Origin of the sequence: Pseudoduganella aquatica, assembly GCF_020865585.1 — a bacterium.
Classification (GTDB): domain Bacteria; phylum Pseudomonadota; class Gammaproteobacteria; order Burkholderiales; family Burkholderiaceae_D; genus Rugamonas; species Rugamonas aquatica_A.
On the sequence record NZ_CP086370.1, the window covers coordinates 4,836,651 to 4,849,979 of the forward strand.

Consider the following 13,329-nt stretch of genomic DNA (forward strand, 5'->3'; position numbering starts at 1 on the left):
CTTGTTAGAACTTGTATTCAACCGACAGGCGATACACGCGGCCCATCATGTCGGCCATGCTGGTCACGTAGCCACCGCCGTAGATGCTGTTGGAGGTGAGCGGCGGCCATTCCTTGGTCAGGTTGTTCACACCCAGGCTGATGGTGGTGTTCTTGAAGCCCTTGTAGCGCACGTTCAGGTTGTACTGGCTGTACGAATCCACCGTGGTCAGCGTGGAACCGGCGCGCGGCGTCAGGTCGGTCAAGCCGGTCTGGAAGCGCTGCGACAGCGTACCGCTCCAGTCGCCGGTGGTGTAGGTCACAGCCGCCGTGTACTTCCAGCGCGGATTCATCTGCGGCATGCCGGCCAGGCCGGAGTTCGGGCCTGCGCCACCGAAGCGGCCATCATTGGTGATGATGCCTACGTTCTGCAGCCATGGGCCGTCCTTCTCGCTCTGGAACTCATACTTGTGATACCAGGTGCCGTCGATCTTTGCATCGAAGTTGCCGATGCTGGTGGTCGGGAAGCGGTAGCTGGCCGATACGTCCGCGCCACGGATGCGGGTCTGGCCACGGTTGGCCTGGCTGGCAACGATGTGGTCGATCACGCCGTTCGAGCCGCGAATGATGTACTCGGCGTACTTGGTCGGGTTCTGCTGCACTTCGGCGATGGTCAGCGCGCCCAGCACGTCCTTCAGTTTCAGGCCCCAGTAGTCCACCGTCAGCGCCAGGTCCTTGATCGGCTCATACGCGCCGCCGAACGAGAAGCCGCGCGACTTCTCGGGCTTCAGGAAGGTGTTGTTCGGCGTTTTGGTCCAGTAGTTGGTGGTCACGTTGCAGACCTGGTCCGCAGTGTAGCCGGCCTTCGGCGTACCGGTGCCTGCAACCGTAGGCTGCGAGCTTGGGCACAGCACCGGGTCATCCATCACCTGGGTGCGCACTTCCGGTGTCGGATTCTGGATGTCCATGATGGACGGCGCGCGGAAACCGGTCGACAGGGAGGAGCGCAGCACCAGTTCCTTGATCGGCTGCCAGCGTGCGGCCAGCTTAGGATTGACGGTGGTTTGCTTCAGGTCGTCGTAGTGGTCGGCGCGCACTGCGCCGTTCAGCAGGAAGGTTGAAGTCAGCGGCGCATCGATCTCCATCACCAGCGAGGAGATGTCGCGCTTCAGCTTCTTGGCCACGCCTTGCGGGGTTTCGCCCACCAGGTCGGACTGCACCACGTTGCCTGCGGCGTCGATGTTGTAGCTGCCGTCGGCCTTCTTCAGCACATAATCCAGCGCTGCGTTGAAGGTGCGTGCCGAGTCGCGGCGCAGTTCGCCGGACACGGCCAGCGTCAGGTCACCGCCGCCCAATGGCATCAGCGCGCGCGACAGGGTCACGTCCACGCTCTTGTTGTAGGCTTTGTTCAGGCGGTAGGTGTAGTCGTTGGCCTGGATGTCGCGCAGGTATTGCGCGCCGGCTTCGTCCTGCAGGCCGAATGGATTCAGGATGCCCTTGTCGAAGCCTTCCTGCGCCTTGCTGTACAGGATGTAGCCTTCGCCCACGCGGGTGTCGCGCTCGGAGGCGCCGTAGTTCAGGCCTGCGCGGTAGTCCCAGCCCATGACTTCGCCCTCGGCCGACAGCACCAGGCGGTTGTTGGTCTGCTCGTCGTTGCGGTAGGCAGGTCCGAGTTCGGCAGGCCCCCACTGGAAGTAGATGGGGCGGTTGTTCAGGTTCAGATTGCTGACGGTGCCCGGCGTCTTGGTCGCGTCGATATACATGGTCGGCGTGTTGGCGCCGGTGTTGCTGCCCACCACCTGGATATTAGGCGTGATGCCTTTGCCAGGGTAGAAGCGGCTGGTGGACGGCAGCGAATACGTGGTGAACGGCTGCGTGGCGCCCGGCACCTGCATGCCGCGGAATTTCTGCACCGTGAAATTGCTGTGCAGGACGTCCAGGTCGATCTTGTGACCGCCGGACAGGTTCCAGCTGGCGCGCGCCGCCACGTTGGTGATCTCGCTGCCGTCGGTGATGGCGGTCCAGTACAGCGCATTGCGGGCACAACCCGGCGCGTAGGTCGGCGGCGTATTGGCGCTGGCGTTGCCCAGCGTTGGGCGCGCATAAGTGCCGTCGCCGCAGCCGGTGGCATAGGCCGGGTTGTAGTTCGAGTTGGCTGCACGGGTGAAGCCGAAGTTGGCGAACGGGCTGGCGTTGCGGGCGTCCGGCAGGATGCCCAGGCCCAGCGTGCGCAGGATCTCAGGGTCGTGCTGCTCCGGACGGTCAGCCTGGAACAGCGCCGATTTCTTCTGGTGGTCGACCGCGATGTAGGCGTTGTAGCCGTCCTTGTTCAGGTTACCGTAGCCGAAGATCGCGCCGATGGACTTGGTGTCGCCGCCGCCGCTCATTTCAGGCGTGGCGTATTCGGCCTTGATGGAGGCGCCCTCGTAGCCGCGCTTGGTCCAGTAGTTCTGCACGCCGCCGATGGCGTCCGCGCCGTAGATCGAAGCGGCGCCGCCGCTCAGGGTTTCAACGCGGTCCAGCGCCATGCGCGGCATCACGTTGACGGACACGTACTGGTCCTGCAGCGGCTCGTTGGCCAGGCGGCGGCCGTTCAGCAGCGACAGGGTGCGCATCGGGCCGAGGCCGCGCAAGTTGGTCACGGGGCCGGCGGCGCCCGAGTTGGTGCCCAGCGACAGCGACTGCGGCTGTTCCAGCACCAGGTCTTTCAGTTCGGTGTGGCCACGCGCGGCCAGTTCGGTGGCTTTGATGGTGGTCAGCGGGGTGGCGCCTTCGTCGGCGACGCGGCGGATCAGCGAGCCGGTAACGACCACGGCCTGCACTTGCTGCTCGCCGGACTGGGCGGTTTGGGCCTGCGCATGGCTGGCCATCTGCAGTACTGCCAGGCTGACGGCGGTTGCCAGCACGGCACGCTGGAGTTGCGGTTTTTGCTTCATGGGGGATCTCCTCCTCAAGGTGTCTAATCGAATTGGTTCGATCAATCTTTTTTTTGGTATAGCCAGATACTAAATTGGTTAGACCACTTTAACAAGGAAAACCGTACTCTTCAGGCAAGGGTGGCTACGACGTTGCTATTTGTCCACAAGGATGGCGGGTTACGCGGCTATGCCGCTAACCCGCCCTACGCCCCACGGCATGGGGTGCGTGGGGCCGAAATATCGTAGGGCGGGTTAGCGCGCAGCGCGTAACCCGCCAAGAGCCGCCTCAGGCCTTACCAGTGCGAATCGGCATAGGCACCGGACCATTGCGGTCCGGCATAGGCGCGCGGTCCGGCGGCGTCAGGCCGGTCACCATATCGGCAATACGCACCGATGCCCCGTTGACGAAACACCGGTTGGCGGCAATCCCCACCAGGCAGGAATACGTCCCCGCCCGCTCGTCGGACACGCGCTTGTACTTATCGGCCGGCGCATCGCCGAAGATCTCGGTGAGCATGACATCATCCCCGCCGCCATGCCCGCCCACGCCGGTCCAGGGCTCGATGTCGCGCGCCGCGCCGCGCAGCGGTATCACGCGGATCTGCACATTGTCGCTCCTGCTCTGCGTCTCGTTGGCGCCCGCCACCCCGGCCGATTCAACAATGCGGTGCTCCAGCCGCCCCTTGGTGCCGTTGAAGGCAATGTGATAGCCCTCCCACGCATCGTAGGCCGACAACGCGTACTTCAGCTGCACGCCGTTGTCATACCGGACCATGACGTTCATGGTGTCCTCGATATTGATCTCGGGGCGCCATACGCACTGGTCGCGGAAATAGCCGTCGTGCTTCTCGTTGTCCAGATAGAGTTCCTTCAGCCCTTGGTCCGCCGCCAGGTCGAAGTAGAAGGTGCACTTGGCCTTTTCGGTGCAGGTCAGGCAACGCTCATGCGCGCCCTCCAGGCCCAGTCGCTTGGCCATGACCGGCGTGTAGAACTGCCGCGAGCCGAAAGCGTGCACCAATTCCGGCTGCGCGCCCAGCCACCAGTTCACCAGGTCGAAATGGTGGGTAGCCTTGTGCACCATCAGGCCGCCGGAATTGGCCTTGTTGCTGTGCCAGCGGCGGAAGTAGTCCGCGCCGTGCTTGGTGTTGAGCAGCCAGGTGAAGTCAACCGACAGCACGTCGCCGATCTCGCCACTCATCAGGATGTCCTTCACCTGCGTGCGCGGCGGCGAATAGCGGTAATTGAAGGTGACGCGGATATGGCGGCCGCTGCGCTTCACGGCGTCCAGGATGCGCTGGGCTTTTTCCGCCGTGGTGGTCATCGGCTTTTCGGTGATGACGTCGCAGCCTGCATCGAGCGCGCGCACGATAAAGTCATCATGGCTGGCGTCGGTGGTGGTGACGATCACGAACTGCGGCTTGGTCTCGCGCACCATGCGCTCGAAGTCGTCCGGGCCGTAGGCCTTGGGCGCGCTGGCGCCGGTGGCGGTAATCTTCTTGACGGCCAGCGCGGCGCGGCCGGCGTTGCGGTCGCACACGGCCACGACTTCATTCCGGTCGCGGAACTTGCCGGTGATGGCGCCGGTGTACATGCGCGAGCGCGATCCCACGCCCACCACGGCGTAGCGCTTGCGCGGCTCGGCGGCAAATGCGCCGCCCGCCCCTCCCGCGCCGCCCGCCAGCAGCAAGCCGGCAGTGCCGGCCGCTTTCAATACAGTACGTCGATCGATTGGTCCCAGGCCTTTTTCGTCCATGCTGCGTGTCCCCTTAATGGTTTTTTGACTACATGACTTTACGGATTAATGCCGTAAATATGGTAGCCCCAGCAAGAGGTTGCGGCAAGACCAATTACAAAATTGGCTTGACCAATTCAATCATTGGCGTGATTGTTTTACTCGATGTACTCCGGCGCGGCGATACGCTTGCCCAGCATGAAGGCGTCCGCCACGATACGCAGCGGCGCAAAGTCCGCGTCCGAGGCGCCGCTGGCGATCAGCTCGTGGAAGTGCGCGTAGAGGCCCGGATACTCGCGTTCAGCCTCCTTCATCACCGGCTGGCCATCGATTTCCAGTATGGTGCCGCCCATACCCAGCGACAGCTTGCCGCCGTCCTCGGCCTCGGCAAAAATGCTCCAGGTCTGCAGGTTCTCCTGCAGGAAGTCGAAATCGGCGCGCACCGGCACGCCCTGCGCGGTCGCCATCTCCATCTCCACGGCGATGGGCGCGTCGCAGTTGACCGGGATGTGCAGGTCGGCCTTCTTCACGATCACCGCGTCGCCCACCACGGCGGTCAGGATGGACAGCGCGTTGATGCCCGGGTCGAACACGCCCATGCCGCCCGGCGCGAAGATCCAGGCCTGGCCCGGATGCCACTGGCGCACGTTTTCCTTCCAGACGATATGCATGCTCTTGAGCTTGCGCTGCGCGATCCACGCGCGCGTGAGGCTCACGGCCGGGGCAAAGCGCGAGTGCCAGCTGGCCAGCAGCGTCACGCCCTTTTCCGCCGCGAAGGAACGCAGCACCTCGGCCTCGCCCAAGGTGGCGCCGGGCGGCTTTTCCAGGAAGACGTGGCGGCCGGTGGCCAGCGCGTCCTTGGCAATGCGGTGCCGCACCTGGGGCGGCGTGCAGATGGCCAGCGCCTCGATCTCGGGATGGGCGGCCAGCATGGCCTCCATGCTAGGGTAAGCGGGGATGCCGTCCGGACGCGCATTGGGCGAGCAGCCGGCCACCAGCTCAAAGCCCGGATTGCCGCGCAGCGCGGGGATGTGCTGATCCACAGCGATTTTACCCAGTCCGACCAGGCCTATTTTGACCACTTTGTTCGCAGAAATTGCCATAACATAAATTTAAGGGTTGACTATCCTGCGAGATTAACTCCCTTCGCGGGGCGTCAGCTATGTATTTTCTCGCGCCAGCTATGAGAAATTTGGAGAAATGCCCTGCGAAGGGCTTATCCGTGCTGTTTCTGGGGGTTTTTTGGGCAAACTTAGGTGCAACAGTCTAAAATACGCATTTGGGTGAAAAAGGCCACAGCGCCAATACCAAGTACACCCACGAAAGTACGACCACCGACCGCAAACGAGGGAATGACATGGCAACACAAAAATCTAAAATCATCTACACGCTGACCGACGAAGCGCCGCTGCTGGCAACCTATTCCCTGCTGCCCATCATCAAGAAGTTCACCGCACCGGCCGGCGTCGACGTCGTCGCCAGCGACATTTCGGTCGCAGCGCGCGTGCTGGCAGAGTTCCCGGAATACCTGACCGACGAGCAAAAAGTACCGAACACCCTGGCCGAACTGGGCGCCCTGACCCAGCTGGCGGACACCAACATCATCAAACTGCCTAACATCAGCGCCTCGGTAGCGCAGCTGGTGGCTGCAGTGCGCGAACTGCAAGCACGCGGCTACAAGCTGCCGGACTACCCGGAAGACGCGAAGACCGACGAAGAAAAAGCACTGAAAGCCCGCTTTGGCAAGTGCATCGGCAGCTCGGTCAACCCGGTCCTGCGCGAAGGCAACTCGGACCGCCGCGCGCCGAAGGCTGTAAAAGAATTCGCACGCAAGAACCCGCACTCGATGGGCGAATGGAGCCAGGCATCGCGCACCCACGTGTCGCATATGCACCATGGCGACTTCTACCACGGCGAAAAGTCCATGACCCTGGACAAGCCGCGCGACGTGAAGATGGAACTGATCACCGCCTCCGGCAACACCATCGTGCTGAAACCGAAGGTCTCGCTGCAAGCCGGCGAAATCATCGACAGCATGTTCATGAGCAAAAAAGCGCTGCTGGAATTCTACGAGCGCGAACTGGAAGACGCGCGCAAGACCGGCGTGATGTTCTCGCTGCACGTGAAAGCGACCATGATGAAGGTGTCCCACCCCATCGTATTCGGCCACTGCGTGCGCATCTTCTACAAGGAAGCGTTCGCCAAGCACGCCAAGCTGTTCGACGAGATCGGCGTGAACGTGAACAACGGCATGGGCAACCTGTACGAGAAGATCGAAAAGCTGCCAGCGTCGCAGAAGGAAGAAATCCTGAAGGACCTGCACGCCTGCCACGCCAACCGTCCGGAACTGGCCATGGTCGATTCGGCCAAGGGCATCACCAACTTCCACTCGCCGAACGACATCATCGTCGACGCGTCGATGCCAGCCATGATCCGCATCGGCGGCAAAATGTGGGGCGCCGACGGCCGTCCGAAGGACGTCAAGGCTGTGATGCCGGAATCGACCTTCGCCCGCATCTACCAGGAAATGATCGGCTTCTGCAAATGGCATGGCAACTTCGATCCGAAGACCATGGGCACCGTGCCTAACGTGGGCCTGATGGCGCAGCAAGCCGAAGAATACGGCTCGCACGACAAGACCTTCGAAGTACCGGAAGGCGGCATCGCCAACATCACCGACCTGGCCACCGGCGAAGTGCTGCTGACCCAGACCGTGGAAGAAGGCGACATCTGGCGCATGTGCCAGGTGAAAGACGCACCGATCCGTGACTGGGTCAAGCTGGCCGTCACCCGCGCGCGCAACTCCGGCATGCCTGCCGTGTTCTGGCTGGACACCTACCGTCCGCACGAAAACGAAGTGATCAAGAAGGTACAGACCTACCTGAAAGACCACGACACCAAAGGCCTGGACATCCAGATCATGTCGCAAACCCGCGCCATGCGCTTCACCCTGGAACGCGCCTTCCGCGGCCTGGACACCATCTCGGTGACCGGCAACATCCTGCGCGACTACCTGACCGACCTGTTCCCTATCCTGGAACTGGGCACCTCGGCCAAGATGCTGTCCATCGTGCCACTGATGGCCGGCGGCGGCATGTACGAAACCGGCGCGGGCGGTTCGGCGCCTAAGCACGTCAAGCAGCTGGTGGAAGAAAACCACCTGCGCTGGGATTCGCTGGGCGAGTTCCTGGCGCTGGCGGTGTCGCTGGAAGACATGGGCATCAAGACCGGCAACGCGAAAGCCAAGCTGCTGGCCAAGACCCTGGACGAAGCCACCGGCAAGCTGCTGGACAACAACAAGTCGCCATCGAGCCGCACCGGCGAGCTGGACAACCGTGGCAGCCACTTCTACCTGTCGCTGTACTGGGCACAAGCCTTGGCCGCGCAGAACGACGACGCCGAACTGAAAGCCTACTTCACGCCGCTGGCGAAAGCCCTGGGCGAGAACGAAGCCAAGATCGTGGCAGAGCTGGCTGAAGTACAAGGCAAGGCCGTGGAAATCGGCGGCTACTACTACCCAGACCCAGCCAAGACCTCGGCTGTAATGCGTCCTAGCGCCACCTTCAACAGCGCGCTGGAAGCAATCTAAGCAGCGTAGCTCTGAGAAAGCCGCCCCCGGTGCAAGCTGGGGGCGGCTTTTTTTTGCGCCACGCCGTCACGCCGCCTGCTGCGCCTCGTGCCAGATCACGCCGTCGGCACGCACAGTCGTGCGGTTTAAAATCCGGCGAGCCGAGGCCGGCAATGGCGTCGCTTTGTGCGCAACGTGAAGGTTATCGGCGACGACAACATCGCCGGGCAGCCAGTGATGGCGATAGCTTGCGCCAGGCCGCGAGTAATGCCTGTCGACCGCTTCCATCACTGCCCTGGACTGCTCCGGGCTATAGCCCAGCACGCCAGCCGTCAGGCCCATGTTCAAGTACAGCGCGCGCTCCCCGGTCTTCGGGTGGCGCAACACCAGCGGATGCACCACGCCGTTGCGATGGGCCGTCCTCAGCGTATCGAACTCTTCCCTGATATCGGGCTGCAGCTCGGCGTAGGCTTGCTGCAGATCGGTAAACAGCGTATCGCCACCCTCTTCCGACTGCATCACCGAGTACCAGAAGCTGATGGGCGTGGGATTTTCGCGGAAGGAGCCGTCCGAATGCCAGTAGCGCCCCACTTCCACATGTCCGTCGGCGGGCTGGCTGGCCACACGGAAAATCTCGGGCCATGACGACAATTGACCACGCACCACGGGGAACACCTCCGGCTGGCCAAACAAATTGGTCGCCGCCACTTGCTCCTGGGGCGTCAATGACTGCCCGCGTATCACCAGCAGGCCGTACTCGAGCAGCGAGGCGCGCAGCAATGCGGCTGTACTGCTGTCGACCTGGCGAAGGTCCATGCCTTCGATGACGGCGCCAAAACCAATTTCCAAGGGTGTGACTTGCATATGTCCTCCTGTTTAAACACATGCATTCACTATAATCTCAGCGCCAGCTGATGATAATACGAACAAAATAACATTCACTTTTGCGTGGGCCGCAAAGCCGAGGATAGGTTTGCCCACCTAGAACTGCATCCGCAGCGCAGCTACGAACCAGGAGCCATTTTTCCTTTGTGTAGGACTTCGGATCAGTCCGCTTTCGCCATAGCAGTCGTTGCGGTTTTCCTATTATCGCGGCGTGGACTTCCCAAGACGGATTGCGTAGAAGGTGGAACAAGCACTTCCGATAAGGCTTAATACCATGATCGCCCCCCAAAACCTAAGGTTCTGCAAAGAACGCTCCCCGACATAAATGCTGCCCGCTTGGAGGATGCCCATTGCAGAATAAAGCGCAACCAGAAGCATTAGTGCTGTGGCCCACCAGCAGCAAATTCGTTTCGCGTTAAGAGTCATAGGTAACGTTCAAGTTGTGAGGGCGTTGTGAAATTTCCGATTGGGCGGCCGCTATTGGCCGGTTGCGGCGTTTCAACCTAAACGCGCATTCCCAGCCATATCACCGACTCGGTGGCACCAGAGATCGCCGTGCTCAGCATTCGTCCGAATATGCCTGATGTATGGCTGTGATTTGCTGCCGCATCATGATGTTCTTGTTCATCGTTCAGGATACTAGAAATTGCGGACACGGCCTCAAAATCCTCCGCCAGGAGCTCAGTTTGGTGACGTAGATGGCGAAGCACAGTTCGCTCAACGGCCAATGTTGTAAGTGATATTGCGTGTGCACCAAATAAACCCGTTCCGATGCCGAGAACATAGCCGCCCGCCGCACACAGCCAATAGCTCTTACAACGCTTTAACCCACGACGTTGGAGCTCTCTGCAGAAAGTAGTCCTGTGCTTCTCTTCATCCGCCTTGAAAGTCAAGAGTTCAGGCAATATCGACTTCGCAGTAAAACGTGCCATAAAAATCTGACCTGCATAAATGCTTACGGCCCCATGCTCTCCTGCATGGTTAACTTTCATTACTCGCCCAGCCAGCCCAGTAGCATTTATCAACGTTGAAAGTCCCGAAGTTGCATTAAAAAAATGACCGGCGGCATATGGCCGTTAGGCGCGTTTTTATCCACCGCTTGCAAGATCTAAAATGTAATCCGACGAGATTTCCGAGAACACGCCGCCGCCCGGAGTTTTTCAGCTCCCTTGTTGACGAAATTAGCTCGGTTGGTGGGCTGTCGCACTGAGTGAATCTAATGCTATAGGCATCGGTTCAAGCTAACTTACCCTTCAATTTATTAGAACAAGACATGAAGTATTAGTCATCGCCTAAAGTCTCCAATGCCTCGAAAACTCCTTCGCGACGTTGAGGGTCGCGGAGTTCTTTCGCCGCGAACACAGCCCCAATAAGCGATATGGCTCCAATTACAATGCACCAGAAAATTCCGACGCCTTCAACCAGACCAAAGTTAAAGGCACACAGTACAGCTGCGAGCATTGCGGCAAAGAACGTGAAAATTGCTCTCCAACACCTCTCAAATCGGATGAACTGGCGTTCGGTCATGCGCATGACCACCTCCTCTCTCATATTGGTCCGTCCGCTTGTGGCCGGACTCGGCCGTCGCTACTCAGGATAACATCTTGCTTAGGTGAAAAATACACGCATTGTCACTGGCAGGCCGCCGCCCCAAAGCAGTCTCGCATTAGCACGCCCCGCGTGTTGACCGCCTCTCCCTGGCTGGATCGTGCGGCCGGCAATAGCCAGCGTGACGCATGATGCCAGCGGCCCTGCCTTCCGCGTTAATAGTCACTGTCAGGACGAACTGCTCGCCCCAATGCGATTTGTAGTAGCTGGCCCTGGGCCAAGGTGGCGGCGCGAAATCAAGTGTAATGCGTGCCGCCGTGATTTCCTCAAGCTGAATGCAGGAGAGGTATGCCAGCTTTTCAAGAAGACGGCGGTAGCGCACCAATACAGGAGCAAATTCGGAAGAATACGGCTGCAGGGATGACGTCAACAGGTCGATTGACACCGTGGGCCTACAATGCTGCTCGGCCAGCAAACGCAGTTGGCCGATTGACCAGTAGCCATATAGATCATTGTTCCGGCTGGCGAACGAGTTGCACAACCCGTTGGCGATGTTTGTCAGGCGAGCCCTTCGAGGCATACGTCGGTCTCCACTTGTACTGCTATCTCGACAATTAGCTCGGGAACATGGGTTAGTTCTCTGCCGAGCCGCGATGGACCGCTTTTGGCCGGACTCGGCCGTTGGTGCACAGGGTAGCAGGTTGCCTACATGGAAAATTCACGAATTGTCACACAAGGCAGAAGTCGCCCCAATGCCGACAATCAGATTAGATACATTCTTATTCAACATCATCTTGCGTGGGGTAGTGCGAGACTGCCAGCCCCAGTCCTAGCTCAGCCACACGTTGCAAGAACGCGGACGAAAAAGAGCTGGTTTGAGTAACAAATTCTGGACGTGTCGCCACTGCAAAATCCAAGGTTGCCTTCGCAACATCTGCGGATAACGCAAGTATGGAAATTTCGTTATAATTCGTCGCCAGATAGAGTTCCGCATCGGCGATTTGACGTGCAACATCCTCAATTTCGGCATCACTAACATCGAAGTTGGCGCCCGAATCAGCATGGAACTGGCCCTTCAAAAATCGCTCTTCTCCTTTCCGCCAAGCAACGATTGGGATGAGATTTACACCTCGAAGCAGAACATCAATATCAAGATGTTCACCGGACACTCGCAACACGCAGGACATCGCTGACTCCATTTCATAAATGACCGGAAGTGGCCGTTTTCTGTCGTATCGTTGCTGACATTTACAGCTTCCATACCGTACGAAATTCGACAGGCTTCAGCGAGCACTCGTTCGTTGATTGGCTAAGGCAGTCACATCGCAACCGCCACTTGCTGCGACTTGCTTCACTTGACTGGAAAACGCACGGCCAAGTTGCATTACCGTCGGACCGCACGATGAAGAAAAAGTGCAGATGACCGCGCCCGCCAAAAGAACACCACCAAGAATAATGCCCGTAACAATTCTCATCATTTTGTACTTATCCGGTCGCCCTAACCAGAACATTGTCAGCGCAAAAGACACAAGGAAACAGGATAGCGCGAACCATTTAAAGTTAGAGTAGCGAATTTCCGCAGTAACCCAACCGCCAAAGCTCCGTAGCGTGGCAATGGCCCAAATCGGTAGCGTGGCCGAGATGACGAGGCACAGCCACCATCTATTCCGGGCAAGTAGGCGTAAGTGCATTGTGATTTTTTGCCGTTGCAAAACTTGATTGTCTGCATTAAGGATAACATTTTGCAAAACCACGAAAATACACCCTTTGTAACAGCAACCGGCCGCAAGCACGGTCTTATGGCGATGCCTTGGCTTTCCGCAGCTTAGCCGCCGGGTCTGCTCGGAGATTCCGTGCCATAAAGACGCCGATGCGGCGCTCGTAGTCTTCTGGGGAGAATGCATGCAGGTCAACGTGCCCGGCTCCGGGCACCAGCCATAACTCCTTGGGTTCGGCGGCGGTTTGGAACAGGCGCTGCGTTTCCGGCAGCGTCGTGAGCTGGTCCTCGCTTCCAGCCGCAATCAATAAGGGCGCCTTCAAGCTGCCGATATGATCTATAGGGCGCAGTTGCTCGCGACTGATACCCAGCCTTAGCGGCAATTGCATGAGCAGCAGTTCGGACAGCGGACCACCGGCAGCGCCGAAGCGCAATTTCAAACGGTCCACGACCGCTTCCTCAATCGTCGGGTACATCGATTCCAGCACCACGGCATCCAGCGGGCCGCAGTCCCGGCAAAGCACCAGGGAGGCGGCGCCAAGCGATACGCCGATCACGCCTATGCGCTGTCCTTGATTCCGCCGCCGCAGTTCGGCCAGCGCCGCGCGCACACCTTCGGCTTCCGTCAAGCCAAAGGTGACCGCGTCGGCCGTGCTGGCACCCTGGCCCGGCAGGTCAATGAGGAGGATGGAGTAGCCTTGCTGGTGCAGAAAGCGTGCGCGCTGCACCATCTGCCGCCTGTCGGCGCGGATGCCATGCAGGAGCAGGATGGCTCCGCGTCCTTCTCCCGCGAGGTAGGACGCGGCGACGGCCTGGCCTGGCCCCGCATGCAGCATGATGGCCTCTGCGTCAAGGGCCGGCAACGCCACCTCTTTTGGCGTAACGGCGATCAGCAAAGAACCCATTACCCAAACTGCGGCGGCGCACGCCAGCATGGCCAGCGTGATGAGGTAGATCACCGGGTGCCGCCGCAGATGCTCCGC

Annotated in this window: 10 protein-coding genes; 1 reads left to right on the forward strand and 9 read right to left on the reverse strand. The window is 59.8% G+C overall.

Translation table 11 applies throughout. The features are described 5' to 3' along the window. Window positions 1-4 precede the first annotated feature (4 nt). The 3 genes from KT882_RS21535 to KT882_RS21545 all read right to left on the reverse strand — a co-directional run bounded on the left by KT882_RS21535 (window position 5) and on the right by KT882_RS21545 (window position 5,731). The gene (locus KT882_RS21535) at window positions 5-2,914 is read right to left on the reverse strand and encodes a TonB-dependent receptor domain-containing protein (RefSeq protein WP_228893270.1); all 2,910 of its coding nucleotides are present in this window, start codon (window positions 2,912-2,914) and stop codon (window positions 5-7) included. Window positions 2,915-3,182: 268 nt separating this feature from the next. After that, on the reverse strand, window positions 3,183-4,649 hold the full coding sequence (locus KT882_RS21540; RefSeq protein WP_228893271.1) for a Gfo/Idh/MocA family protein: 1,467 nt from the start codon (window positions 4,647-4,649) through the stop codon (window positions 3,183-3,185). A 137-nt stretch (window positions 4,650-4,786) separates the two neighbouring features. Beyond that, window positions 4,787-5,731 carry a Gfo/Idh/MocA family protein gene (locus KT882_RS21545; protein WP_228893272.1) on the reverse strand — a complete coding sequence of 315 codons (945 nt, stop codon included), beginning with the start codon at window positions 5,729-5,731 and terminating at the stop codon, window positions 4,787-4,789. A gap of 254 nt (window positions 5,732-5,985) precedes the next feature. On the opposite strand from KT882_RS21545, the gene KT882_RS21550 reads away from it, so the two are divergent. Next, on the forward strand, window positions 5,986-8,217 hold the full coding sequence (locus KT882_RS21550) for an NADP-dependent isocitrate dehydrogenase (protein WP_228893273.1): 2,232 nt from the start codon (window positions 5,986-5,988) through the stop codon (window positions 8,215-8,217). Window positions 8,218-8,283: 66 nt separating this feature from the next. On the opposite strand, the gene KT882_RS21555 is transcribed toward KT882_RS21550, so the two are convergent. The 6 genes from KT882_RS21555 to KT882_RS21580 all read right to left on the reverse strand — a co-directional run bounded on the left by KT882_RS21555 (window position 8,284) and on the right by KT882_RS21580 (window position 13,305). Continuing rightward, window positions 8,284-9,060, reverse strand: coding sequence for a TauD/TfdA dioxygenase family protein (locus KT882_RS21555; RefSeq protein ID WP_228893274.1), 777 nt, complete (start codon window positions 9,058-9,060; stop codon window positions 8,284-8,286). Between the two features lie 524 nt (window positions 9,061-9,584). After that, window positions 9,585-10,073: a demethoxyubiquinone hydroxylase family protein gene (locus KT882_RS21560; protein ID WP_228893275.1), complete on the reverse strand. Its 489-nt coding sequence runs from the start codon at window positions 10,071-10,073 to the stop codon at window positions 9,585-9,587. Window positions 10,074-10,362: 289 nt separating this feature from the next. Beyond that, the gene (locus tag KT882_RS21565) at window positions 10,363-10,614 is read right to left on the reverse strand and encodes a hypothetical protein (RefSeq protein ID WP_228893276.1); all 252 of its coding nucleotides are present in this window, start codon (window positions 10,612-10,614) and stop codon (window positions 10,363-10,365) included. Between the two features lie 794 nt (window positions 10,615-11,408). Beyond that, window positions 11,409-11,816 (reverse strand): hypothetical protein, encoded by a 408-nt coding sequence (locus tag KT882_RS21570; protein ID WP_228893277.1) that lies wholly within the window; start codon window positions 11,814-11,816, stop codon window positions 11,409-11,411. Between the two features lie 96 nt (window positions 11,817-11,912). Then, complete coding sequence (locus KT882_RS21575) at window positions 11,913-12,383, reverse strand: hypothetical protein (RefSeq protein ID WP_228893278.1); 471 nt, start codon at window positions 12,381-12,383, stop codon at window positions 11,913-11,915. Between the two features lie 43 nt (window positions 12,384-12,426). Then, window positions 12,427-13,305 carry an alpha/beta hydrolase gene (locus KT882_RS21580; protein ID WP_228893279.1) on the reverse strand — a complete coding sequence of 293 codons (879 nt, stop codon included), beginning with the start codon at window positions 13,303-13,305 and terminating at the stop codon, window positions 12,427-12,429. Between the last annotated feature and the right edge of the window lie 24 nt (window positions 13,306-13,329).

Excerpts from the sequence above, each read along its gene's own strand:
- KT882_RS21555 (WP_228893274.1), bottom strand. The coding sequence starts at position 9,060 with ATGCAAGTCACACCCTTGGAAATTGGTTTTGGCGCCGTCATCGAAGGC.
- KT882_RS21535 (WP_228893270.1), bottom strand. The coding sequence starts at position 2,914 with ATGAAGCAAAAACCGCAACTCCAGCGTGCCGTGCTGGCAACCGCCGTC.
- KT882_RS21565 (WP_228893276.1), bottom strand. The coding sequence starts at position 10,614 with ATGCGCATGACCGAACGCCAGTTCATCCGATTTGAGAGGTGTTGGAGA.
- KT882_RS21560 (WP_228893275.1), bottom strand. The coding sequence starts at position 10,073 with ATGAAAGTTAACCATGCAGGAGAGCATGGGGCCGTAAGCATTTATGCA.
- KT882_RS21570 (WP_228893277.1), bottom strand. The coding sequence starts at position 11,816 with ATGTCCTGCGTGTTGCGAGTGTCCGGTGAACATCTTGATATTGATGTT.
- KT882_RS21540 (WP_228893271.1), bottom strand. The coding sequence starts at position 4,649 with ATGGACGAAAAAGGCCTGGGACCAATCGATCGACGTACTGTATTGAAA.
- KT882_RS21550 (WP_228893273.1), top strand. The coding sequence starts at position 5,986 with ATGGCAACACAAAAATCTAAAATCATCTACACGCTGACCGACGAAGCG.
- KT882_RS21545 (WP_228893272.1), bottom strand. The coding sequence starts at position 5,731 with ATGGCAATTTCTGCGAACAAAGTGGTCAAAATAGGCCTGGTCGGACTG.